21 protein-coding genes are annotated in these 23,517 nt (G+C 55.9%); 5 read left to right on the top strand and 16 right to left on the bottom strand.

All coding sequences use genetic code 11. The features are described 5' to 3' along the window. Positions 1–69: 69 nt before the first annotated feature. The 4 genes from AAC632_RS07610 to AAC632_RS07595 all read left to right on the top strand — a co-directional run bounded on the left by AAC632_RS07610 (position 70) and on the right by AAC632_RS07595 (position 2,431). Entirely contained in the window at positions 70–471 is a 402-nt protein-coding gene (locus AAC632_RS07610) for a thiol-disulfide oxidoreductase DCC family protein (RefSeq protein WP_340297179.1), read from the top strand. Next, positions 468–848, top strand: coding sequence for a hypothetical protein (locus AAC632_RS07605; RefSeq protein WP_340297181.1), 381 nt, complete (start codon positions 468–470; stop codon positions 846–848). Before AAC632_RS07610 ends, AAC632_RS07605 begins: the two co-directional genes overlap by 4 nt. Before the next feature lie 93 nt (positions 849–941). Continuing rightward, positions 942–1,622: a phosphatidylserine decarboxylase gene (locus AAC632_RS07600; protein ID WP_340297183.1), complete on the top strand. Its 681-nt coding sequence runs from the start codon at positions 942–944 to the stop codon at positions 1,620–1,622. 11 nt (positions 1,623–1,633) lie between these two features. Beyond that, complete coding sequence (locus AAC632_RS07595) at positions 1,634–2,431, top strand: CDP-alcohol phosphatidyltransferase family protein (protein ID WP_340297185.1); 798 nt, start codon at positions 1,634–1,636, stop codon at positions 2,429–2,431. Here the strand turns inward: AAC632_RS07595 and AAC632_RS07590 are convergent, their stop codons facing one another. The 15 genes from AAC632_RS07590 to AAC632_RS07520 all read right to left on the bottom strand — a co-directional run bounded on the left by AAC632_RS07590 (position 2,432) and on the right by AAC632_RS07520 (position 21,130). Continuing rightward, complete coding sequence (locus tag AAC632_RS07590) at positions 2,432–2,815, bottom strand: Na+/H+ antiporter subunit G (protein WP_340297187.1); 384 nt, start codon at positions 2,813–2,815, stop codon at positions 2,432–2,434. Positions 2,816–2,818: 3 nt separating this feature from the next. Continuing rightward, the gene (locus AAC632_RS07585) at positions 2,819–3,088 is read right to left on the bottom strand and encodes a K+/H+ antiporter subunit F (protein ID WP_317655903.1); all 270 of its coding nucleotides are present in this window, start codon (positions 3,086–3,088) and stop codon (positions 2,819–2,821) included. Beyond that, positions 3,085–3,576: a Na+/H+ antiporter subunit E gene (locus AAC632_RS07580; RefSeq protein WP_340261070.1), complete on the bottom strand. Its 492-nt coding sequence runs from the start codon at positions 3,574–3,576 to the stop codon at positions 3,085–3,087. The genes AAC632_RS07585 and AAC632_RS07580 overlap by 4 nt, the downstream gene beginning before the upstream one ends. Positions 3,577–3,581: 5 nt before the next feature. After that, positions 3,582–5,105 carry a monovalent cation/H+ antiporter subunit D gene (locus AAC632_RS07575; RefSeq protein ID WP_340297189.1) on the bottom strand — a complete coding sequence of 508 codons (1,524 nt, stop codon included), beginning with the start codon at positions 5,103–5,105 and terminating at the stop codon, positions 3,582–3,584. Beyond that, a complete protein-coding gene (locus AAC632_RS07570) occupies positions 5,102–5,455 on the bottom strand; it encodes a Na+/H+ antiporter subunit C (protein WP_317655906.1) in 354 nt (117 codons plus the stop codon). Before AAC632_RS07570 ends, AAC632_RS07575 begins: the two co-directional genes overlap by 4 nt. A gap of 1 nt (position 5,456) precedes the next feature. Continuing rightward, positions 5,457–8,342: a monovalent cation/H+ antiporter subunit A gene (locus AAC632_RS07565; RefSeq protein WP_340297191.1), complete on the bottom strand. Its 2,886-nt coding sequence runs from the start codon at positions 8,340–8,342 to the stop codon at positions 5,457–5,459. 350 nt (positions 8,343–8,692) lie between these two features. Beyond that, positions 8,693–9,736, bottom strand: a complete 1,044-nt coding sequence (gene fdhD, locus AAC632_RS07560; RefSeq protein WP_340297193.1) for a formate dehydrogenase accessory sulfurtransferase FdhD — start codon at positions 9,734–9,736, stop codon at positions 8,693–8,695. 2 nt (positions 9,737–9,738) lie between these two features. Next, positions 9,739–12,636, bottom strand: a complete 2,898-nt coding sequence (gene fdhF, locus AAC632_RS07555; protein WP_340297195.1) for a formate dehydrogenase subunit alpha — start codon at positions 12,634–12,636, stop codon at positions 9,739–9,741. 14 nt (positions 12,637–12,650) lie between these two features. Beyond that, on the bottom strand, positions 12,651–14,177 hold the full coding sequence (locus AAC632_RS07550; protein WP_340297197.1) for a formate dehydrogenase beta subunit: 1,527 nt from the start codon (positions 14,175–14,177) through the stop codon (positions 12,651–12,653). Next, positions 14,174–14,650, bottom strand: coding sequence for a formate dehydrogenase subunit gamma (locus tag AAC632_RS07545; protein ID WP_340297199.1), 477 nt, complete (start codon positions 14,648–14,650; stop codon positions 14,174–14,176). The genes AAC632_RS07550 and AAC632_RS07545 overlap by 4 nt, the downstream gene beginning before the upstream one ends. Before the next feature lie 127 nt (positions 14,651–14,777). Continuing rightward, positions 14,778–15,668: a LysR family transcriptional regulator gene (locus AAC632_RS07540; RefSeq protein ID WP_340297201.1), complete on the bottom strand. Its 891-nt coding sequence runs from the start codon at positions 15,666–15,668 to the stop codon at positions 14,778–14,780. A gap of 104 nt (positions 15,669–15,772) precedes the next feature. Beyond that, positions 15,773–16,993 (bottom strand): ABC transporter permease, encoded by a 1,221-nt coding sequence (locus AAC632_RS07535; protein WP_340297203.1) that lies wholly within the window; start codon positions 16,991–16,993, stop codon positions 15,773–15,775. A 4-nt stretch (positions 16,994–16,997) separates the two neighbouring features. Continuing rightward, positions 16,998–18,665: an ABC transporter permease gene (locus AAC632_RS07530; RefSeq protein ID WP_340297205.1), complete on the bottom strand. Its 1,668-nt coding sequence runs from the start codon at positions 18,663–18,665 to the stop codon at positions 16,998–17,000. A 165-nt stretch (positions 18,666–18,830) separates the two neighbouring features. Next, the gene (locus AAC632_RS07525; RefSeq protein WP_340297207.1) at positions 18,831–19,952 is read right to left on the bottom strand and encodes an extracellular solute-binding protein; all 1,122 of its coding nucleotides are present in this window, start codon (positions 19,950–19,952) and stop codon (positions 18,831–18,833) included. Between the two features lie 80 nt (positions 19,953–20,032). Next, on the bottom strand, positions 20,033–21,130 hold the full coding sequence (locus AAC632_RS07520) for an ABC transporter ATP-binding protein (protein WP_340297209.1): 1,098 nt from the start codon (positions 21,128–21,130) through the stop codon (positions 20,033–20,035). Between the two features lie 294 nt (positions 21,131–21,424). On the opposite strand from AAC632_RS07520, the gene AAC632_RS07515 reads away from it, so the two are divergent. Next, positions 21,425–23,221 (top strand): ABC transporter ATP-binding protein, encoded by a 1,797-nt coding sequence (locus tag AAC632_RS07515; protein WP_340297211.1) that lies wholly within the window; start codon positions 21,425–21,427, stop codon positions 23,219–23,221. On the opposite strand, the gene AAC632_RS07510 is transcribed toward AAC632_RS07515, so the two are convergent. Continuing rightward, positions 23,218–23,448 (bottom strand): periplasmic heavy metal sensor, encoded by a 231-nt coding sequence (locus AAC632_RS07510; RefSeq protein ID WP_340297212.1) that lies wholly within the window; start codon positions 23,446–23,448, stop codon positions 23,218–23,220. The two genes, AAC632_RS07515 and AAC632_RS07510, sit on opposite strands and share 4 nt — an antisense overlap. Positions 23,449–23,517 lie beyond the last annotated feature (69 nt).

The following is a 23,517-nucleotide window of genomic DNA, read 5'->3' as shown; positions in this document are numbered from 1 at the left end:
GGTTATCCTTTAGCGACAGAATTCGTTCAAAGAAGGTGACAGTGTTCAAACCTGTACTATCTATGCCCCATGACCAAGCATAGAGCCCATCCGCCCCCCGAAATCGAACTGCTTTACAATGCCAATTGTCCCATCTGCAGTTGGGAGATCAATCAGTATAAAAAACGTGCGCCTGAGCATTTCCGCTTTGTTCCCATAACGGATGACGCTGCCGCAGACTGGGGTGTCAGCACAGATGCTGCTCTGCGAGCGCTGCATTTACGCGAGATGGACAGCCCAGATGTACATAAAACGGGGGTTGCGGCCTTTTTGGCGCTTTGGCAGGCTATGCCTCGCACAAGATGGATTGCGCGCCTGATTGGACTATGGCCACTGCGCTTGGTTGTGGATTGGGCCTATCGCGAAGTGGCGGCACCCGCCCTTTACCATTTGCACCAACGGCGCGAGGCAAAACGGGAGGACAGATCGTGAAGCCTATCCTTACCGCATGGGCCGTCTTGGGCTTCACAGTCGCGGGGCTTGCTTTTGCGACCGCCATCCCACCCTATCAGCTTGAGCTGACCTGCCGCGCGGGGGATGTCACGGCCACAGTGCGGGTCGATCAACCTCGGCGCTATTTCGCGTCTCTGCGTGCCACGGCACTGCCACAGGCCAAGATTGCTGACGGACGCGCGCGCTTTACGGCGCAATTTGCACATCAACACTCTGATCGGGGCGAGGAAGTTACTTTTTATCTCGAGAGCGGGGTATATTTGGGCGCTTGGACGGATGCAATCAACGAATTATGGCTCTATCGCGATGCCACGGGCGCGGTTTATGACAACGCCCTTGTCCTGCCCTGCACATAGGGGCAGAATGACGGGCATCTGTTATTGCCCCTTTACGCATGGGCCTTCGCAGATTAGGCAAGCGCTAACGTAATCCTTTCAGGAATGGCCAAAATGTCGGTTTCGATGCTCTCCACCTTTGTCAAACCCATGCATCCCGAAGGGCGCAAATTCGTGGCCATTGCGGCGGCGATCACGCTTGTCCTCTTCGCGCTATGGGAACCTTTGGGGTGGATTGGCACGGGTCTGACAGTGTGGGTCTATTACTTTTTTCGCGACCCCGAGCGCGTCACCCCAGATCACGCTGGCGTGATGGTCTCGCCCGCCGATGGTGTGGTGTCCCTGCTTGAACCTGCGACCCCGCCCGCCGAACTTGGCTTGGGCGAGGCGCCGATGACGCGTATCTCGGTTTTCATGTCCGTCTTTAATTGCCATGTCAACCGTATCCCTGCGGCGGGGCGGATCACGGCCGTGGCCTATCACGAGGGCAAATTCCTCAACGCCTCGCTCGACAAAGCCTCGACCGATAATGAGCGCAACGGCATCGCCGTTGAACTGCCCGATGGCCGCAAATATGGTGTGGTGCAGATTGCAGGATTGGTTGCACGCCGCATCCTGTGTTGGAGCGTTGTGGATGAAGCGATGGAGCGCGGGCAACGCTTTGGCCTGATCCGCTTTGGCTCGCGGCTTGATATCTACCTGCCAGAGGGCGCAGAACCTTTGGTCGAGATCGGACAAACCATGATCGCAGGCGAGACTGTGATCGCCACGCTTGACCCTGACACGCAACACTAAGGCCCGCGGCAATGAAACGTCTGTTTTCGCGCAATTCTGGAAATGAGGGGGTGCCTTTCGCCCTTCTACTGCCCAATCTTGTCACTTTGACAGGCATGTGTTTGGGCCTTACCTCGATCCGTTTTGCGATGGATGGGCGGTTCAAAACAGCGGTAGTGTTAATCCTGCTTGCGGCTGTGATGGACGGGCTAGACGGGCTGATTGCCCGCCGCCTCAACGCCACCTCTCGCCTTGGCGCAGAATTGGACAGCCTGTCAGATTTTCTTTGCTTTGGGGTCGCGCCCGCGCTGCTTGTCTATCATATGATCTTGGATGGCACTGGATCTTTAGGATGGATCGCCGTTTTAACCTTTGCAGGGGCAAGTTGCCTGCGCCTTGCGCGCTTTAACGTCATGCGGGCCGAACCTGACAAAATCGAGGACAGCACACCTGATCTCGATGATGTCATCGAAGAGGTTGAAAACAGCAAACCCCATTTCGTAGGCGTCCCTGCCCCAGGTGGCGCAATGTTGGGGCTATTGCCGCTTTATCTCATTTTTGCAGGTTGGGATTTCCCAATCATGCACCCGTTCGCTGCCGCGCTTTGGTTGGGGATTGTGGCGATTTTGATGATCTCCACGCTAAAAACCTTTTCGCCAAAGGCGCTGAAAATCCCGCGCTGGTCAATCGCACCTTTGATGATTGTCACAGTGGTCTTTATCGGCTTGATCTTTTCGATGCCTTGGACGCTCTTCGCTGCAATCTGCGGAGGCTATGGCGCGCTGATCACGGGCAATATCATCACCGCCCGCGGCAGGCTGTTTGGCTGATTAAGCGGTCTTATCGTCCTCAGGTTGTGCGGGTGGATCGTTATAGGCGGCCCAGCCGTAATCCCCACCTGATGGCGGCAACTCCGTTTCGCGCACCCGCCGCGCCATATAGGCCTTGGCGATAAAATGACCCGAAATCGGTGCGGTGAGGAACAAGAACAAGGTGATCAGCAGCTCGTGAAAGCTCAGATGCCCTTTTATCAATAGGAAATAGAGCATCGAGGCCAGAAGCACCCCACCCACGCCCAAAGTTGCGGCCTTGGTCGGCGCGTGCAGCCTTTGCAACGTGTCTTGCAACTTGATCATCCCGAATGAACCCACGAGGCCAAAAATCCCGCCGATGACCAAGAACGCGCTGATGATAATTTCTGCCAACATCGCCATCCCCTATTCGATAATGTCGCCGCGCAACAAAAAGCGGCAATAAGCAACGGTTGACACAAACCCGACCATTGCGATCAGCATGGAGGCTTCGAAATAAACGCCCGTTCCCTGCCAAATGCCGTAAAGCACGACCAAGGCAATGACATTCAGCACCATTGTATCTAAGGCAAGGATGCGATCCGCAAGATCAGCGCCCGTGGCCAGAATATAGAGATTGGCCAAGAGGCCGATGCCAAAACAGGCCATCGCGAAAATCAACGCATAGGTGATCATTGGAAAATCTCCTTCAAACGGCGCTCATAGCGGGTTTTGATCTCATCGCGCACGGCATCGGGATCATCCGTGTCCAAAGTGTGAACCAAGATCGCCTTCCCGTCCGAGGACAGCATGGTCGACACCGTGCCGGGGGTCATCGTGATGGTTCCCGCCAAAATCGTGATCGCCTCAGCCGAGGTCAGATCATGCGGCACTACCACCCATTGCGAATGGATATTGGCATTGCGCTTGAACAAGATCACCTTCGCGACTTGAATATTCGCGACAACAATATCCCACAGCACGATCAGCATAAATTCGATCGCCTTGAACGGGTGACGTAGAATAGGCCGATGCGGCCAGTAGATCGATGTCATCAAAGGCAGAACAAGCCCAAGGAACCCGCCAAGCAAAATATTGCCAAGCGTCACCTTGTTGACGAGGCCCAACCAGACCAATGTCAGCAAAAGCGAAAGATAGGGATGTGGAAAGATGCGTCTGAGCATGTGGGTCATCCTTCGCCATGGGGTGTAAGCACCGCCTCAATATAGCCCTGCGGGAAGAACAATTGATCCGCCGCAGCCGCGCCCGCGTCATAAATTGGGCCTGCGAAGAGGGTCAGCCACACTAAGAGCGCGACAAGCGCACCCATTCCCGCCCCTTGCGATAGGGTGACAGGCGGGGCGGCCTCTGCATCGGGGTCTGGTGCGACCGTAACCGATTTCCAGAACAGGATTGATCCCGCGCGCACAAAGCCCAAGATCATCACCAAAGAGCCTATCAAGATGGCCGAAAAGGCTAAAGTGATATGCAGGCCATCGGCCAAGGCCTCGAGGATCAACAACTTGCCCAAGAAGCCGCTCAATGGGGGCATACCCACCATCGCAATCCCTGCGGCAAAAAAGGCAGCCGCAAAAAGCCCGTTTTGCGCCAAAGGTGCTGCAAGGATTACCCTGCCACCTTCGCCGCGCCGCGACAGATAGAGATCTGCAAATAAGAACAGCGCCGCTGCCGCAAGAGTCGAGTTCAGCATGTAATATATCGCCGCGGAGGCCGCCGCAGGGGTCATGGCGGCAACCGCCAACATCATCGTGCCCATTGACCCGATCACCGCATAGGCGATGAGGTGCTCCAAACGTTTGGCGCCAAAGACACCAATCGCCCCAACCGCCAAAGTCAAAGCCGCCATTGGGATCAACCACGCGGTCACCATATCCCCAATCGCGCCCGCCTCAGGGCCAAAGGCGATGGTGTGAATGCGCAAGATTGCATACGCACCAACCTTGGTCATGATGGCGAAAAGCGCAGCAACGGGGGCTGGTGCGTTGGAATAGGTCGCAGGCAACCAAAATTGCACAGGGAACAACGCGGCTTTGACCGCAAAAACGAACAGCAACAAAATCCCCGCAACCCGCACAAAGGCTGCATCCTCTACAGGCACCTGCGCAATTTTCACCGCCATATCAGCGATATTCAGCGTGCCAGTCGAGGCGTAAAGCGTGCCAAGCGCGAACAAAAAGAGGGTCGAGCCTGCAAGGTTCATCACCATATATTGCAAGCCTGCCTTCAGACGGATCTTGCCACCCGCATGGATCATCAACCCATAAGACGCGATCAAGAGAACCTCAAAGAACACAAAGAGGTTGAACGCGTCCCCCGTCAGAAATGCCCCCACAATCCCCATAAGTTGGAATTGATAGAGCGCGTGGAAATGGCGGCCTCGCTTATCCCAATCGGTTACGACAACATGATAAAGCACCACCAAGGCCAAAATGGCCGTGAGCAACACCATCAGCGCCGAAAGGCGATCAAGCACCAAAACAATGCCAAAAGGTGCGGGCCAATCGCCGAGGCGATAGACAAATGTCTCGCCGCCCGAAGCCATCACAAAGAGACCAATCGCAAGACCCAATAGGCCAAGAACGCCTGCAAATGATCCAACCCGCGCAAGGGTTATGTTGTGCCGCATCACATAAGCGATGATCGGTGCAAGCATCGCAGGCAGAATAACGGGGGCAATGATCCAATGCATCATTTCGTCCCCTCTTCTGCTGCGTCTTCGGCGTCAAGATTGATCTCATCACTTTCGTTTTCGAAAAATGAGCCCAAGGAAATCATCACCAAAACCGCCGTCATCCCGAAGGAAATCACAATCGCCGTCAGAACCAAGGCCTGTGGCAACGGATCCGTGTAGGGCTGATCACCATAGGGGTTGAGGATGGGCGCTGCATTTACCACAAGGCGGCCTGTTGAGAACAAAAATAGGTTCACCGCATAGGATAAAAGGGCAAGACCAAGGATCACGGGAAAGGCCCGCAACCGCAAGATCAGGTAAACGCCCCCAGCGGTCAGAATGCCGACCGCGCTGGCTACAAGAAACTCCATCTCAAACCCCCTTCGCAGTCTGCTCTTGCGCCGTGTCATCGGCGCGCGCGGGATCAAAATCCATTGGTTCGGGATTGGCACGCTCGCCGCTGGTAAAGGCAATACGAGCCAAGGAATAGAGCATCAGCATCACCGCCCCCAGCACCGTCAAGAAGACGCCCAGATCAAAAAGGGCCGCTGTTGCCAATTCGAATTCCTCAATGGGCGGGAAATGGAAATACCCAAAGGCAGAGGTCAGGAAGGGCGTGCCCGAAAGCCACGCGCCCATCCCCGTCATGCCTGCAATCACCACGCCCCAACCAATCAAGCTGTGATATTCGAATTTTTGCCGCTCCTGCGCCCAAGCAAAGCCTGACGCCATATATTGCGTCAAAAGCGCAATCGACACGATCAGCCCCGCAACGAATCCACCACCCGGTTGGTTATGGCCGCGCAGGAACATGTAGACCCCGACCATCAACACAATAGGCAGCATCACGCGGGTTGCGACAACCATCATCAACGGGTGACGATCACGCGACAAATCCCCACGATCAGGGTTCGCGCTGCGCCGCAACCGCCGCCCCACAGGGCCAGAGAGCAGCGCCTCCATCAGGGCATAGATCACCAGACCCGCAATACCCAGAACGATGATCTCGCCATAGGTGTCGTAGCCACGGAAATCGACCAAGATCACGTTCACAACATTGGTGCCGCCACCGCCTGTTTTGGAATTGGCGAGGTGGTAATGCGAGATTGACGAAAAATCCCGCAAGAGGAACGCCATGGACAAGGCAGCAACCCCAACACCCGCCGCAATCGCAATCGCACCATCGCGCATGCGCAAAGCGGGGCTGCTTTCGTTGGGGGTGTATTTCGGCAAGAAATGCAGCGCGATCAACAACAGCAAGATCGTCACCGTCTCAACCGAGATTTGCGTCAGCGCCAGATCAGGCGCCGAGAGGTAGACAAAGGTACCAGAGACACCCAGGCCAATAATACTGATCAAAATCAGCGACAAGAACCGCTTGCGGTGGTTCAAGACAACAAGCGCCGTTGCGATCACCATGGCCACCCACCCCGCTGTGGCTATCGGGGTGATTGGCAATGCCTCGCGCGTGACAGGGCCGATACCCGCGCCGCTATATGCGATGTAGCCTGCCGCCAAAATGGCAACCACGAAAATTGCCAAATAGCGACTGATCGCGCCATTGTGCAACGCCCCGTTAAGGGCCGACATGGCCCGCTGAAGCGCGCCATAAAGAGCATCAAAAATCACTTTCGCCTCAGGGCGCGGCACCGCGTTCCAAAGACGCTCAAGCTTGTCATGCAGGGCGAGCAGGATCAAACCACCGACCACCGCGCCGATGGACATAAACAAGGCAGGCGTGAAGCCATGCCAAATCTTGAGGGCGTAATAAGGCAACTCCCCGCCAATGACCGCCTGCCCTGCCGTGGCCACCAAAGGCCCCGCAATCAGGGCGGGGAAGAGGCCGATCAAAACAACGAAAACGACCAAGAAGGCGGGCGCGGCCCACATCCCAAACCCGGGATCATGCGGCATATGCGGATAGTCATCCCGCTTTGGCCCAAAAAAGACATGAACGATCAAACGGAACGAATAGGCAACCGAGAATAATGCCCCCAAGGTTGCAAATAATGGCATCACCCAATGCGCCCCCGCCCAAGGGGTATGAACCGCCGCCTCAAGCATCATTTCCTTGGACAAGAACCCGTTGAAAAGCGGGATACCTGCCATGGACAACGACCCAATCACCGCAATCACCGCGGTGATGGGCATCAGATGACGCAAACCGCCAAGCCGCTTGATATCGCGGGTATGGGTTTCATGGTCGACAATTCCCACGCTCATGAACAATGCGGCCTTAAAGGTTAGGTGGTTGAGGATATGAAACACCGCCGCAACAGCGGCAAATTTCGTGCCCATCCCCAAGAGCAAGGTCAAAAGACCCAAATGGCTGACAGTCGAGAAGGCCAACAATGCCTTTAGGTCGTCTTTGAACAGTGCGATTTTCGCGGCCATCACCATCGTGATCAAACCTGTCGTGGCCACGATATAGAACCACTCAGGCGTGCCCGCCAAAACGGGCCACATCCGCGCCATCAGGAAAATGCCCGCCTTCACCATGGTTGCCGAATGCAGATAGGCTGACACAGGTGTGGGCGCAGCCATCGCGTGGGGCAGCCAGAAATGGAAGGGGAACTGCGCGGATTTTGTAAAGGCGCCAAGCAGGATCAAAATCAGCGCGGGCAAATACCAGTCGGAGGCGCGGATCGCATCGCCTGCCTGCAAAATATCCGTCAGGTTATAGCTGCCTGAAAGCTGGCCCAAAATGACCAATCCCCCGATCATGGCCAAACCACCCGCACCCGTGACAGCCAAAGCCATCCGCGCGCCTTGGCGACCTTCTGGCAGGTGTTTCCAGTAGCCAATCAGCAAGAAGGAGGAGAGCGAGGTCAACTCCCAGAAAATCAGCAAAAGCAGGATATTGTCAGACAAAACGATGCCGAGCATCGCGCCTTGGAACAGCAGAAGATAGGTGTAAAATTGCCCCATCGGATCTTTGTCCGACAGGTAGAACCGCGCATAAAGCGTGATCAACAGGCCAACGCCCAAGATCATGCCCGCAAACATCAGGCCCAAACCATCAAGGAAGAATGCCATCTCCAAACCCATGGCAGGCAGCCAAGGGACGGAATAGGTCAAAACCTCGCCACGAAATACCACAGGTGCAAGCGTGCCCAACATAATAAGCGCCAAAGCCGTGGGGATCGCGGTAAATGTGGCGCAAGCATTGCGCCCCGCGCGGATCATCAACCCCGGCACCAAGGCGCCCAAAAACGGTAAAATGGCAATGATAGGCAATATCTGGCCTGCGCTGCTCATGTTACTTCCCTGTTCTAGGCGCATCTTGGGTGATGCGCGATTATGCTGTCTCAATCTGCAAAGGCTTTGCGGGAAAGGTCAATATCTGACACCCAATTAACGGCGCATTTTCTGCGTCCGATAGAGAATGCGCGTGAAAAACGCCAAAATATCGCCCCAACCTGCGCCAACCTGCCATGAGCGCATAATGGGAAGGTCACACTGACCGCTGCCCGTTCTTTTTGCCTTCTTCGGTGGTCTCAACTTTCTGTGAGGCGATCTAGAGCCCGAGATATGGTTCTGCAAGAGGTGGGCGGCTTTTCACCCGCATCAAAACTTGATCTTACCTCTGACCTCGCAGCAGAGGATGATCAAACGTCTTGAGGCAGACGCAACAATGCCACGGCATCGCGTGCCAGCGGATGCAATCGGCCAGCCTGTGACGAGTCGCTGACAAGGCCTACAAAATCAGCGCGCATCTCTGGCCCCCAAAAATCGTTCAGATGGGCCGCAACACGCTCGGCCAAGTCATCGCCTTTTTGGCTTTCGAAAAATGTGGCGATCTGGTTCGCCATCGTAATCAGCTTATCCGATGCCATAGTGATGTATCCTTGTTCTATCCGCTGGGGATGCGTGAAAATTTCAAATTGCCCTTTGCGCGCCAATGCCGCCACGCACAGCCTCGCCTGATCTGCAACATCCAAGGCCAACGCGGTTGGTGCGGAAACCGCGATTAGCACAGGCGCGCCTGCGATAACGGTTTTTTGCACCATCTCAACCGAGACGCGGCTAGTGATCACAATCGCGCCCGCAGTCGGATCAATATGTGCCGCCCCCATCGCGCCGATCAGCTTATCAAGCGCATTGTGCCGCCCAACATCCTCGCGCGCCAAGACAATGCCCTGTGAGGGATGAAAAAACCCCGCCGCGTGAACCGCATGGGTTTCATCGTGCAAAGGTTGGTGACCCCGCAAGGCCTCCGCCGCACCCAATAGCGGGGTGAGAGGCAAAGGGGCTAAATCGTACGGTAAGAGCGCGATATCCCGCATCGCTTGCGCAAGGCTATCAATACCACACAGCCCACATCCCACAGGGCCCATCATCGAGCGGCGCCGCGCCTGCAAGGCCTTTGATTGCGCAGCATCAAGCCAAAGCCGTGCTTCAATGCCTTCACCCGCCTCGTGGCGGACAATCTCAATCTCGCGAATATCGGCATCGCTCGCGATAAAGCCTTCGGTCTTGGCAAAGCCCCGCGCGAAATCTTCGAGATCACGCGGGGTGGCCATCATGACCGCTTGCGTGCCCCCATCAAAGACCATGGCCACAGGGCATTCTTCGGCCAAGGCACGGTCTTCGGCCGTCAGGCCGTCACGGGTGGCCTTTACCACCGCGCGCGCCAATGGGGCCGCAGCCATAGTTATTCCGCCGCTAGCAGGATACGCCGCGCCGCCTTGGCCTGCGCCTCATAGCTTTCTTGCCATTCAGTCGGGCCATTTGATTGCGACACTTGCACCGCTGTCACCTTATATTCAGGGCAATTCGTGGCCCAATCCGAGAAATCGGTGGTGATCACATTGGCCTGCGTCTGCGGGTGGTGGAAGGTTGTATAGACCACACCTGGGCTGACGCGATCAGTGATCTTGGCGCGCAGGGATGTCTCGCCTGACCGCGAGGCCAGCTTGACGTAATCGCCCTCCTTGATCCCGCGTGTTTCTGCGTCATGGGGATGGATTTCCAACACATCCTCCTCATGCCAGACGGTGTTTTCCGTGCGCCGTGTCTGCGCCCCCACATTATACTGGCTCAAGATACGCCCTGTGGTCAGCAAAAGTGGGAAGCGCGGCCCTGTGCGCTCATCGGTGGCAACATATTCAGTCAGAATAAAGCGCCCCTTGCCGCGCACAAACCCATCAACATGCATCAATGGCGTGCCCTCTGGGTTTGCGTCATTGCACGGCCATTGCACGCTGCCTTTTTCCTCAAGCACCGCGTAATCAACGCCAGCAAAGCTTGGGGTGGTGGCGGCGATTTCCTCCATGATTTGAGACGGGTGGGTATAGTTCCACCCTGCCCCCATGGCATTGGCCAAGGCTTGCGTTACTTCCCAATCAGCCATCCCTGCCTTTGGCGCCATGACTTCGCGCACGCGGTTGATGCGCCGCTCAGCATTGGTGAAGGTGCCATCTTTCTCAAGGAAGGTTGAGCCAGGCAAGAAAACGTGGGCGTAATTAGCAGTTTCATTCAAGAAAAGATCATGCACGATCACGCAGTCCATCGCGGCCAAACCTGCCGCCACATGTTTGGTATCTGGGTCAGACTGAAGGATATCTTCGCCTTGGCAGTAAAGCCCTTTAAACTTACCCGCCACTGCCGCATCCAACATATTGGGAATGCGCAGGCCTGGCTCTGGGTCAATCTCAACGCCCCAAGCTTGCTCAAAAATAGCGCGCACATCGGCGTTTTTGACATGGCGATAGCCCGGCAATTCATGCGGGAAAGACCCCATATCACACGAGCCTTGCACGTTATTTTGTCCACGCAGCGGGTTCACACCCACGCCTTCGCGGCCCACATTGCCCGTAAGCATCGCCAAATTGGCGATCCCCATCACTGTGGTCGAGCCTTGGGAATGCTCTGTCACACCCAAGCCGTAATAAATCGCCCCATTGCCGCCCGTTGCATATAGGCGCGCTGCGGCGCGCAGTTCCGCAGCAGGCACACCCGTCAAGGCCTCAACCGCCTCGGGGCTATGGCGCGGGTCAGCAATAAATTCTGCGTAATCTTCGAACTCATCCCAATCGCAGCGCTCGCGGATATAGGCCTCGTTCGCAAGACCTTCGGTGACAATCACATGGGCCATGGCCGTAACAACCGCCACATTTGTGCCAGGCTTCAGCGGCAGGTGATGCGCGGCCTTGATATGGGCGGATTTCACCAGATCAATGCGGCGTGGGTCGATCACAATCAGCTTTGCCCCTTGGCGCAGGCGCTTTTTCAGACGGCTTGCGAAAACGGGGTGGCCATCGGTTGGGTTGGCCCCAATCACTACAACCACATCCGCATGCGCGACCGAGTCAAAATCTTGCGTCCCTGCCGATGTGCCAAAGGTTTGGCCCAAGCCATAACCGGTTGGCGAATGGCAGACCCGCGCACAAGTGTCGGTATTGTTATTGCCAAACACCGCACGCGCGAGTTTTTGCACAAGGAAGGTTTCTTCGTTCGTGCAACGGCTTGAGGTAATCACGCCGATGGATTTCTGGCCATACGTCGCCTGAATGCCCCGCAGTTTTTGCGCGGCGAAGCCAAGCGCCTCCTCCCATGTCACTTCGCGCCATGGCTCGGAGATGTCATCACGGATCATCGGGTTCAAAATGCGGTCTTTATGGGTGGCGTAGCCATAGGCAAAGCGCCCCTTCACGCAGGAATGCCCGCGATTGGCCTTGCCGTGTTTATAGGGCACCATCCGCACCAATTGATCGCCATTCAATTCTGCTTTGAACGAACAGCCCACACCACAATAGGCGCATGTGGTCACGACCGAGCGTTGCGGCGTGCCCAATTCGATGACAGATTTTTCCTGCAAAGTTGCCGTTGGACAGGCCTGCACGCAAGCACCGCATGACACGCAATCCGAACTGAGGAAATCATCCAACGGGCCGCCTGCAGATACGCGGCTGTCAAACCCACGCCCCTCGATGGTCAGCGCAAACGTGCCTTGCACCTCCTCGCAGGCCCGAACACAGCGGTTGCAGACGATGCATTTGGAGGGGTCATAGGTGAAATAAGGATTGCTTTCATCCTTGGGTAAATATTCGGGGTTGAGATCCCCATTGGTATCACGCGCGGTGAAATGGTTGGCGATACTCGCCCCTTCGGTCGCGCTATAGCGCACATCGCGCAATCCAACCGTGCCCGCCATGTCCTGCAATTCGCAATCGCCATTGGCGGCACATGTCAAACAATCAAGCGGGTGATCGCTGATATACAGCTCCATCACCCCGCGGCGCAGTTTGTGCAGCTTGGCGTTTTGGGTATGAACCACCATACCCTCAGCCACGGGTGTCGTGCAGGAGGCGGGCGTGCCGCGCCGCCCCTCGATTTCGACAACGCATAAACGGCAAGAGCCAAAGGCCTCAAGGCTGTCCGTCGCGCAGAGCTTGGGGATCGACAATCCCGCCTCGGCTGCGGCGCGCATAACGCTTGTGCCCTCTGGCACAGTAACCGCCACACCATCAATCGTCAGACTGACAGGCGCGCCCGTCTTAGCGGGCGTTCCCATGTCGCGGTCATCCCAAGGAATGATGAAATCTTTCATGGATCAAAACCCTCCTATTCCGCGGCCTGATTGGCGGGGGTGGCCCCAAATTCATCTGGAAAATTCTGAAGCGCCGACATGACGGGGTAAGGCGTGAACCCGCCAAGCGCGCAGAGTGAGCCGTCTTTCATCGTCTCGCACAGATCGGTCAACAAGGGGATTGCGGTCGCATCCCCGGCGGCAATGCGGTCGATGGTTTCCACCCCGCGTCTTGCCCCAATGCGGCAGGGCGTGCATTTCCCGCAAGATTCCACCGCGCAAAATTCCATCGCAAACCGCGCCATCTGCACCATGTCGGCGCTGTCGTCAAAAACGACCACGCCCGCATGCCCAATCAACCCGCCCTGCCCATCAAATTCCTCATAGGCAAAAGGCGTGTCAAATTTGGACGGGGGCATATAGGCACCCAAGGGGCCGCCCACCTGAACCGCTTTGACGGGCCGCCCCGTAGCGGTGCCGCCCACAATCTCGTTGACCAATTCGCCCAAAGGCATCCCAAAGGCGGTTTCAAACAACCCGCCGCGCGCAACATTGCCTGCAATCTGGATTGGCATCGTCCCTTTAGACCGACCAAGGCCAAAACTGGCATAATGCGCCGCACCTTTTTCGAAAATCACAGGGATCGTTGCCAAGGACAGGACGTTATTCACAACGGTTGGCCGCCCTAGAAAACCCTCTAAGGCGGGCAGCGGCGGCTTGGCGCGCACAACACCGCGTTTGCCCTCAAGGCTGTTCAAAAGCGATGTCTCTTCGCCGCAAACATAAGCCCCTGCCCCCACGCGAATCTCAAGATCAAAGGCTTTGCCTGATCCCAACACATCGTCACCCAAAACGCCTTCGGCACTGGCGATGGTGACCGCCTCTTCCATCACTTCAATCGCATCGGGATATTCGGAACGGATATATACAAACCCGCGCGTGGCCCCTGTGGCCAGTCCCGCAATCGCGATGCCTTCAATCAAGCAGAAAGGATCCCCTTCCATGATCATCCGATCCGCGAAGGTTCCGCTATCCCCCTCGTCTGCGTTGCAAACGATGTATTTCTGAGGGCCTGCCGCCTCTGAGACAGTTTTCCACTTGATCCCAGTCGGGAAGCCTGCACCACCACGCCCGCGCAATCCAGAGGCGATCACCTCTGCGACAATGTCAGCGGCACTCATGGCGGCGGCACGAGACAGTCCCACAAGGCCGCCGTGAGCGCGGTAATCCGACAAGCTGAGCGGATCAATCAAACCGCAGCGCGCAAAAGTCAGACGGTTTTGCTTGGCAAAAAACGGAATATCTTCGACAGGGCCGAGCGTCTCGATCTTGCCTGCCAGAAGATCCTCGACTTGATCCGCCGCAATCGGGCCATAAGCCAAACGGGTGCAATTTTCTTCGATCTCGACCAGAGGTTCTAGCCAGATCATCCCGCGACTTCCGTTGCGGATGATCTGCGCCTCTTCCCCACGCGCCACAAGCGTATCGGCCAAAGTGGCCGCAACCTCATCCGACCCAAGCGCCTTGGCGGCGGCATCACGGGGGATATAAATCTTTTTCATAGGCCCACCTCCGACAAGGTTTTACTGATTTTTTCTTCGGTGGCGCGACCGATCAATTTGCCATCCAGCATAGCCGCAGGCGCACAGGCGCATAGGCCCAGACAATAAACAGGCTCAACCACCAATTTCCCATCGGTGCGCGCCTGCCCCCAATCCAGTCCAAGCATCGCGAGAATACGATCAGACAGCGCCTTGCCGCCAACAGCCTGACAGGCCTCTGCACGACAAATTTTCAAGCTGTGCCGCGCGGACGGCGCTGTGCGGAAATCATGATAAAAGCTGATCACCCCGTGCAATTCCGCGCCTGTGATGTTGAGCGCATCACAAATGATCGGGCGGGCCGCTTCAGGAATATACCCAAATTCCTCTTGTAAGGCATGCAGCATGGGCAGCAGAGGCCCCTCCATCCCCATGTGGCGCATCACAATCGCCGTGATGTCTTGATCATTCGCATCAGCATGGTCGCGGGGCATGGCCGTCATCCTTTGGTCGTGAGGATCGCGCGCATCCACGCCTGAACGCGCGCGCGATGCCCGACCGATGCACGAGGTTTAATTCCGTTTCAATATCAAAATTTCGTTAAATGATAGACAAAATCTATCAATTAACCTCGCCCGCCATCTCGCGCGCAACGCGTAAAAGGCTTCGGAAAACGGGGGTATAAGGCTCTTGATGGGGGGCGATCAAACCCACCTCAGGGCGCAGCGCCCCATCTTCCAACGGGATCACCCGCAGATCATGGCCAATGGCAAGGAACTGCGCCATGGGTTGCGGCAAAACTGTCAGCGCACCTGCCTCAATCACATGGCTCACCAGAACAATGGTCGAATTGCTTTCGACAACCGATTTTGGCTCGAGACCATGCGCCGCGAAATTGCGGTTCAAGATCCGCCGATTTTGCATATCAGGGGTTAGGAGGCTCAGGCTCATCCCCTTGAGCGCGGCCCATGCCACTCGGGTCTGTGCCGCAAAAGGGTGATCTGATCGGCACAGAACCGCGTAATTTTCCCGATAGAGCCCCGTGCTAACCATGCGTCCCAAAGGCTCATTGTCCAAATAGGTCACACCCGCATCTGCATCGAGATTTTCCAACAGCTTGAGGATTTCGGCGGACGAACGGGACAGAATAGAAAAACTGACATTGGGATGCGCGCGCGAAAAGCGGCTGACCAGACGCGCGGCTTCGGTCAATGCAGTCGGAATCACCGCAAGGCGCAAATGGCCCGATAACCCCTCGCGGCTATAACGCATTTCTTCACGCAACTGGCGGCTATCGCCCACGATACGCCGCGCCCATTCCAACGCGCGTTGCCCCTCAGGGGTCAGACCGCCAAAGCGTGACCCGCGCTGCACCAGCTTTACCCCAAGCTGGTCTTCCAGTTGCTTGATCCCTGAGGACAGGCTTGGCTGAGTAACCCCCAACAATTCAGCCGCACGGCCAAAGTGCTGGGTTTTGGCCAGAGCGAGCAGCATTTCCAATTTTTGGATCATAGGAACTTCCTATCAATTTCCACAAATTCTATCGCAACATCAGATCAAAAAAAAGGCCGCATCGGCATATCCAATGCGGCCTTGATGATGTGATCTTGCACCAATCAGCTCGGGCTGAGGCCCCTCAGGCGCTCTGATCTGCGGCGCAGAAGTTCGACTGTGGTCAAAAGCAGGATAGAGATTGTCACGAGGATCGTGGCCGCCGCCAAAATCGTTGGCGAGATCTGTTCGCGGAGGCCCGTGAACATCTGCCAAGGCAGGGTCTGCTGCTGTGCTGAACCAACAAATAGCACCACGACAACCTCGTCAAACGAGGTGATAAAGGCGAACAGACCGCCAGAGATAACACCCGGCAAAATGAGCGGCATCTGCACACGGAAGAAGGTGGTCACAGGGTTGGCGCCCATATTCGCCGCCGCCCGCGTCAGCGACCGATCAAAGCCAACAAGCGTGGCGGTCACTGTGATGATCACAAAGGGCACGCCCAAAACGGCATGCGCCAAGATCACCTTCACATAACCCACGAAGGACTTGTTCAGACCCAAGGTCAGTTCCAACCAATTACCAAGTGGGGCGTAGAAAAAGAACATCCCTGTCGCCGAGATGATCAAAGGCACGATCATGGGCGAGATCAAAACCGCCATGATGGTTTGACGCCCAGGCACATGCGATTGCGACAAACCGATGGCCGCCAATGTGCCAAGACTAACCGAGATAACAGTCGCAATCGGCGCAATGATCAGCGAGTTTTTCAGCGGCTGCATCCACTCATCCGTGGTCAGGAAATCGCGGTAATGTTTCAGCGAATACCCCTCGGGGTCAAAAGCCAGCATCTCGGGCGTGAAGGTAAAGAAATCCTGCGCGTTAAACGACAGCCACATCACGGGGAAAAGCGGGGCAATCAGAAAGAAGAAGATCAGTCCACAGATAAACAGGAAACTGTTATACCAAAGGGTCTGCCCGCCTGTGTAATAAATCGGCACGCCTTTGCGATAATCGCCCGTGTCGATCCAGAAAACGAACCATGACAGCACCGCGCCCACAAGGCCCGCTGCGATCCCGCCGCCCAAATTGGTGGCGAAAAGACCCGCGGCAAAGAAGATCGCAATCACACCAAGGCGCGCCATCATCCGCTTTTCAGCCATGGGGTGCAGCAAGGCCGCCAATACGGCCCCAATGACAGCGCCCGCAACAATCCCCATAAGCGGATTTCCAAAGGATGTGCCTGCGATATAGCCAAAGGCCGCTGATACAGCCGCAGTCAGGGGTGCCGTGAACCCCCAAAGGGAGGGGCGCTTGAGCATAAGTTTCAGCGATTGAGCCATAATCTCAGCCCCCCAATTTCACGTTATCAATGCCCACAATGCGGTCATAAAGCCAATACAGCGCCAAGACCAAGGCCAGAAGGATCGACCCCAAAGCCGCCGCTAAGCCCCAGTTGAGCGAGGATGAAATATGGTAGGCAATGCGGTTCGAGATAAAGACACCATCTGTGCCGCCCACGATTTCAGGCGTGATGTAATAGCCAATCGCCAAGATGAACACGAGGATCGACCCCGCCCCAATACCTGGAACAGATTGTGGGAAATAGACCCGCCAGAACGCTGTCCAATTGGTCGCGCCAAGACTTTTAGCGGCGCGAAGATAAGACGGCGGAATGGTTTTCATCACCGAATAAAGCGGCAAAATCATAAAGGGCAGCAAAATATGCGTCATCGCAATGATCGTGCCTGTCGAGTTATTCATCAAAATCAAGCGGTTTGCATCATCGACAAATCCAAGCCAGACAAGGATTTCATTAATCACGCCTTGCTGTTGCAGCAGCACTTTCCACGCACTGGTGCGCACCAAGAGCGATGTCCAGAACGGCAGAAGAACAAGGATCATCAATACATTGGCGCTGCGCACGGGCAGGTTGGCCAAAAGCCACGCCACGGGATAACCCAAAAGGATACAGGAACCTGTGATGATCAAGGACATGATCATCGTACGAATGAACAGTTTGATATAAAGCTGCTGGCTTTCAGGGCGAGCATTCACACCCTCAAGCCCCTTTTCCATATCAATCGCGTTGAGGAAATAGCCTGTGGTGTAATCAGGGCTGTAAATCTTGATCGTTTGCCAGTTTTCCGTATCGCCCCATCCATCATTTTCTTCGATGAATGCGGCGCGGAAATCAATTTGCGGCAGGCTTGGCAGGGCTGCAATCGCATTGGCCAATGGGCCTGCGCCCGCCCCTGTGTATGAGGCTAGAGCGGCCGCTGTATCAGCGCGCGCCAGATCAAGGGCCAAGGCCGCATATACCGCCTCCCATGGGTCTTCTTCGGAAACCACATCCTCATCCGCGATGGCGGTATAGATGGCCCAGTCACTATAAGCGGCGGCGGTTTGGGGCAGAAGTGCTACCATCTCGCCCGATAGGGTAAAACCAATATCGCCTGCAAACCCCTCGCCCACCATATTCGCCCAAAGGGCGCGGCGGGCTTCGATCACATCTTCGCCGCCTGTGCCAGACAGCATCTCATACCATGTGATCCCGTCCTTGAAGGCAGGATCTGCATCTTCAAGCCAATCTTGAAACACCTCGCCAATATCATCAATGCCTCGCCCTGTGGTGCGGAACATCGAAGAAAGGCCCGTGCGTTCATAATTCAGGCGCGAGCCAAGTTTGGTATGTTCCTTGGCCTCGGCAGCGCGGAAAATGTCGAAAAATAGGGCTTGAAACACGGTCTCATCTGGCAAGGTGCCGTCTTGGCCATCCCAAGCGTCAAGCGCTTCAACCGTTTCGGGAAGCGTGCCAGATACAATTTGGTTTTCCACCGATCGAAACAACATCGATCCGATCGGGACAACAAATGTCAAAACAACAAAGGCCAAAAGGGGCGCAATCAACATCAGCGCACGCAGCTTTTGGCGTCTGAGGGCACGGGCGAGGCTCGTCTTGAGGGGGGTTCCATCCGCCGCCAGCATCGGGCCTGAATTGGTGGTGTCGCTCATCCTGTCCCCGTCAGTCGTTTCTATCTTCAATCGTCATGAATTTGGTGGGGCCGTACCGCGGTTTCACGCGGGTTAGGCCTGCCTAGACCCCTGCCCTCATAGGGCCACCCGATTGTTGAGAGGGGGCCGCGTTTGATCGCGGCCCCGCCCCAAATTCAGCTCAGATTACTGAGCCAGCCATGCTTGGAATTTCGCGTCAATATCATCGCGATAATCCGCCCAGAACTCGTAGTTATAGAGGAACGTGTTCTGTGCGTTGTTTGGATCGGTTGGCATATGTGGTGCCATTTCGATGCCAAGCTCTGCATGGTTACCAACCAGTGGCGCAGAGGACAGACGTGCAGGGCCATAGGAAATGTAGGCCGCCTGATCTGCCAGACGCTGGGTGTCCGTCGCAAAATTGACGAAGTCCATAACGCGGGCTAGACGATCCTCAGGCAGACCTGCTGGGATGATCCAACCATCAAGGTCGAATACCTGCGCGTCCCACATCATGCCGATTGGCTGGTTCTGCTCAACGATGGCCGAGAACAGACGACCATTATAGGTCGAACCGATAAAGATTTCGCCATCCGCCAAAAGCTGTGGCGTATCGGCGCCTGCGTTCCACCAGATCACGCTGTCGCGGATGGTGTCGAGCTTGGCCAAAGCCTGCTCTTGGCCTTCATCAGTGCCCAGCACGTCATAGACGTCTGCTTTTGCAACGCCGTCACAAAGCAAAGCCCATTCCATGTTGTTGATTGGGCGGCTCTCAAGCGAACGCATGCCAGGATATGTTTCGAGATCGAACACATCACAGATGTCATTTGGAGGCTCTACACCATCAGGCACCATGTCGGTGCGATAGCCGAAGGTGGTGGAGTAAACGATCTGTGGGATAAAGCAATCACCAACCAAGAGATCACCAAAGTCGTCGCTCGCTGATGTTCCATCAGGAGCAGGCGCTAACATCTCGTCAGCATCGATTTCCATTGCGAGGCCTTCGTCACAAAGACGCAGCGCATCAGATGCCACAACGTCAACCAAGTCCCATGTCAAGTTGCCCGCTTCGTTCATGGCACGGAGTTTTGCGACAGCTTCGGCTGAGCTTTCGTCCCAAACGAATTCAACATCTGGGTTATTGGCGGAGTAAGGATTTGTGTACGCGTTGGTTTGGCTGGCTTGATACGCCCCGCCCCAGCTAACCAAAGTGAATGAGCCAGTGGCCATGTGGCCCCCAGCATAGGCTAAGCCCGCTGCAGCTACGCCCACCGCAGAAGTTGCCAGAAGTATTTTTGACAGTTTCATATCAGTCTCCCGTGTTGTTACCTGGTATGGTCTTATGCATGGCCACCCTCCAGGCGAAGGTGGCAGCTTAGGCCATGCGCTTAAGCATCAAGCGCGCGGCAATCGTCAGGCAACCATCCTATTTCAATCTGGGTGCCAGGTGTGAGTCGTTTTTGATCGGGGGCGTTGCGGGTCTTGATGATGAAGTCATCCGACCCTGCCACGCGCAGGCGCGTGCGGAAAATATCGCCCATGTAAATAAATTCGAGAACCTCACCTTTCAGCGTATGCGCATCAGGAGAGAGGCGGCGCTTGTCCATTTCCACCCGCTCGGGACGGATGGAAACAGTGGTGCGATCCCCCACGGATGAGACGTTTACAGGACGCGCGTCAATTTCGTCACCGCTGTCCAGCATCACAACGCAGCGATCGCCTGAGATTTTCGTCACCAAACCCGAAAGCGTGTTATTTTCGCCAATAAACTGCGCCACAAAGCTGTTTTGTGGCTGTTCATAGAGAACATCAGGCGGATCAAGCTGTTGGATACGGCCATCATCAAACACCGCGACACGATCCGACATGGTCAAGGCTTCGGTTTGGTCATGGGTCACATAAACTGTGGTGATGCCCAACTGATGCGCCAGATTGGTGATTTCAAATTGCATATGTTCGCGCAATTGCTTGTCGAGCGCCCCCAAAGGTTCGTCCATCAAAACAAGCTCAGGCTCGAACACCAAGGCCCGCGCCAAGGCGATACGCTGTTGCTGCCCACCCGAAAGCTGCGCGGGACGGCGACCGCCAAAATCCCCCATCTGCACCATATCAAGCGCGCGTTTGATCTTTCCTTCGCGCTCTGATTTGCTCATGCCGCGCACTTCCAAAGGGAAGGCAAGGTTTTCTGCAACCGACATATGCGGGAACAAAGCATAATTCTGGAACACCATCCCAATGCCGCGCTTATGGGGCGGAATGTTGTTGATAGGACGACCCTGCAACAGGATCTCGCCATGGGTGGCTGTCTCGAAACCTGCAAGCATCATCAGGCAGGTCGTTTTGCCCGACCCTGAAGGTCCAAGCATCGTTAGAAATTCGCCCTGACCGATCTGAAGGTTAAGATCTTTTACGACCAGCGTTTCGCCATCGTAACTTTTCTGGACATGCTCAAAAGCGACAAACGCGTCTTTTGCTGTGTCGAACAAAGTGTCGAACTCCCGTTGTGGTTGCGGTGTAGCCCCGCACTCAATTGCCCTAAGCTAAACAGCCTGAGCGTTAGATGACAACCAATTAACAGAAATTAGCGTAAAACCGTCCTGAAAGCGCCGCTTTGCACCTCAGAAAAGACATCGACCCGAAAACAATGGCGGATTCAGGAAATATGACCCCATACATTGTGGGTGCTTGTTTGCAGGGGCGGCATAGCCTAATCAGGGCGGATGATGATTTGCTGAGCATTCTTTAGCAGAATGCGTAATTTTTCGCAGATTTGGAGACGCATGTCAGACCCAAGCCCCGCATCAGATTCGCAGGCCACGGCCCCAAATGGGGTTGATCTGCGCTCGTCTCGACTTGTGATCCGCCTGTGGCGCGAGCATGTCCTCAAATATTGGCCCGCCCTGACATTCGCGCTGATCTTGATGAGCCTTGAAGGCGCCGCACTTGGTGCATTTGCATGGATGGTGCGCCCTCTCTTCGATGAACTTTTTGCCGCACAATCCTTGGATGGGCTTTGGAAAGTGGTCACGGTCATCGGGTTTTTGTTCCTGTTCCGCGCCGTTGCGGGCTTTGTGCAGCGCGTCATTATGTCGGCGCTTGGCCTGAAAGTGACAACCGCATTGCAAACACGCCTAGTCGAGCATCTTTTGACGCTTGATGGCGCCGTCTTTACCCGCCACCCCCCAGGTGAATTGATCGAACGCGTGCGCGGGGACAGCCAGACGCTGCAATCTGCGGCGACAAGTGTCCTGCTCTCCTTTGGGCGTGATTTAGTTTCGCTTGTGGCTTTGTCCTTTGTGATGTTTTCAAATGATTGGCAATGGTCATTGGTGGCCTTGGTTGGGCTGCCTTTGATGATCGTGCCCATGACCCTGCTGCTCAAGCAAATCCGCCGCACCGCATTTGCCGCGCGCGAGGCTGCCGCGACCCTGACCACACGGCTGGACGAGATGTTTCACGGCATTCAATCCATCAAGGTCAACCGCCTTGAGGCGCATGAGCGCGGGCGGTTTGAGCGCAGCGTCAAGCAATACCTAAAGCAACAGATCCGCTCGAGTGCAGGACAATCCGCGAACCCCTCGTTGATCGACCTTATGTCGGGCATTGGGTTTGTTTCGGTCACATTATTTGGGGCCACCGCCATTGTGACAGGTGATAAATCGGTGGGGGATTTCATGTCCTTTATCACCGCGCTTTCGCTGATGTTCGACCCGCTCAAACGTCTGTCAAATATCGCAGGCAGCCTTCAGGCCGCCGCAGCCTCGCTCGAGCGGATCTATTCCATGCTTGATCTGCGCCCCACCGTTCTTAGCCCTGCCCAACCTGCCCCGCTGAGTTCTGGCAATATCTGCTTTGAGAATGTCGCATTCTCCTACGGGGACATGCCCGTTCTGCATGATCTGACCTTCACCGCCAAAGAGGGGAAGACAACCGCGATTGTGGGACCATCAGGCGCGGGCAAGACCACGCTGTTTGCCTTGCTGACACGCTTGATTGACCCAGTGGCAGGCAAGGTGCGCATCGGCAGTGTTGCAACAACGGAGGCTGATCTGGCCGCCTTGCGTGACATGATCGCGGTTGTGGGCCAAGACACGGCGCTGTTCGATGAAAGCATCGAAGATAATATCCGCATGGGGCGGCTTAATGCTGACAGCGCCGATGTGGCCAACGCCGCAGAAAACGCCGCCGTGATGGAATTTGCCAAATCCCTGCCCGCAGGGTTGGAAACGGCTGTTGGCCCGCGCGGCTCGTCCCTGTCGGGCGGCCAACGTCAGCGCGTGGCCATCGCCCGCGCGATGCTGAAAGATGCGCCGATTTTATTGTTGGATGAACCCACATCGGCCCTCGACACGCAGTCTGAAAAATTGGTGCAAACTGCCCTATCGCGCCTGTCGCAAGGGCGCACGACCCTTGTGATTGCGCATCGGCTGTCCACCATTCGTGATGCCGATAAGATTGTGGTCATGGATAAAGGCCATGTTGTCGAAGAAGGCACCCATGACAGCCTGATGCAAAGGGGCGGCATTTACGCGCGTCTTGTTGAATTGCAATCCGCAGGGATGAGTGCTGAACTCTAACGCCTGCGCCCTTCGGCCAATTCATCGGCCAAGGCCGCTCGGCGTTCAGGCGGCATATCCGCGATCAAATCAACCAAGGCACAATGCCCGCTTTCCTGTATGGCGCCGAGATATCCGCGCTGCTCAGACAGGGCCTGCATCAACGCATCAGGCACAAAGGGGGTTGCGCGCAACGCAGCCTCAACCTGCAGATTGGCCGCCCCGATCCCACGGCGCGCGGCGCCCATCCCTTCGCGCCCGCCCCTTTGCCAATGATTGCGCTTTGCGCTAAGGCTAGGGTCGAGACAAGAAAAGGA

This window comes from Roseobacter sp. HKCC-CH-9351 (genome assembly GCF_037830295.1).
Classification (GTDB): domain Bacteria; phylum Pseudomonadota; class Alphaproteobacteria; order Rhodobacterales; family Rhodobacteraceae; genus M30B80.
The sequence above is the reverse complement of the archived record's forward strand: the minus strand, read 5'-3'. Positions and strand labels throughout refer to the sequence as shown.

What these genes read in the sequence shown, in the direction of transcription:
- AAC632_RS07610 (WP_340297179.1), top strand. Translation starts at nt 70, where the DNA reads ATGACCAAGCATAGAGCCCATCCGCCCCCCGAAATCGAACTGCTTTAC.
- AAC632_RS07600 (WP_340297183.1), top strand. Translation starts at nt 942, where the DNA reads ATGTCGGTTTCGATGCTCTCCACCTTTGTCAAACCCATGCATCCCGAA.
- AAC632_RS07595 (WP_340297185.1), top strand. Translation starts at nt 1,634, where the DNA reads ATGAAACGTCTGTTTTCGCGCAATTCTGGAAATGAGGGGGTGCCTTTC.
- AAC632_RS07590 (WP_340297187.1), bottom strand. Translation starts at nt 2,815, where the DNA reads ATGGCGATGTTGGCAGAAATTATCATCAGCGCGTTCTTGGTCATCGGC.
- AAC632_RS07585 (WP_317655903.1), bottom strand. Translation starts at nt 3,088, where the DNA reads ATGATCACCTATGCGTTGATTTTCGCGATGGCCTGTTTTGGCATCGGC.
- AAC632_RS07580 (WP_340261070.1), bottom strand. Translation starts at nt 3,576, where the DNA reads ATGCTCAGACGCATCTTTCCACATCCCTATCTTTCGCTTTTGCTGACA.
- AAC632_RS07575 (WP_340297189.1), bottom strand. Translation starts at nt 5,105, where the DNA reads ATGATGCATTGGATCATTGCCCCCGTTATTCTGCCTGCGATGCTTGCA.
- AAC632_RS07570 (WP_317655906.1), bottom strand. Translation starts at nt 5,455, where the DNA reads ATGGAGTTTCTTGTAGCCAGCGCGGTCGGCATTCTGACCGCTGGGGGC.
- AAC632_RS07565 (WP_340297191.1), bottom strand. Translation starts at nt 8,342, where the DNA reads ATGAGCAGCGCAGGCCAGATATTGCCTATCATTGCCATTTTACCGTTT.
- fdhD (WP_340297193.1), bottom strand. Translation starts at nt 9,736, where the DNA reads ATGGCTGCGGCCCCATTGGCGCGCGCGGTGGTAAAGGCCACCCGTGAC.
- fdhF (WP_340297195.1), bottom strand. Translation starts at nt 12,636, where the DNA reads ATGAAAGATTTCATCATTCCTTGGGATGACCGCGACATGGGAACGCCC.
- AAC632_RS07550 (WP_340297197.1), bottom strand. Translation starts at nt 14,177, where the DNA reads ATGAAAAAGATTTATATCCCCCGTGATGCCGCCGCCAAGGCGCTTGGG.
- AAC632_RS07545 (WP_340297199.1), bottom strand. Translation starts at nt 14,650, where the DNA reads ATGCCCCGCGACCATGCTGATGCGAATGATCAAGACATCACGGCGATT.
- AAC632_RS07540 (WP_340297201.1), bottom strand. Translation starts at nt 15,668, where the DNA reads ATGATCCAAAAATTGGAAATGCTGCTCGCTCTGGCCAAAACCCAGCAC.
- AAC632_RS07535 (WP_340297203.1), bottom strand. Translation starts at nt 16,993, where the DNA reads ATGGCTCAATCGCTGAAACTTATGCTCAAGCGCCCCTCCCTTTGGGGG.
- AAC632_RS07530 (WP_340297205.1), bottom strand. Translation starts at nt 18,665, where the DNA reads ATGAGCGACACCACCAATTCAGGCCCGATGCTGGCGGCGGATGGAACC.
- AAC632_RS07525 (WP_340297207.1), bottom strand. Translation starts at nt 19,952, where the DNA reads ATGAAACTGTCAAAAATACTTCTGGCAACTTCTGCGGTGGGCGTAGCT.
- AAC632_RS07515 (WP_340297211.1), top strand. Translation starts at nt 21,425, where the DNA reads ATGTCAGACCCAAGCCCCGCATCAGATTCGCAGGCCACGGCCCCAAAT.
- AAC632_RS07510 (WP_340297212.1), bottom strand. Translation starts at nt 23,448, where the DNA reads ATGGGCGCCGCGCGCCGTGGGATCGGGGCGGCCAATCTGCAGGTTGAG.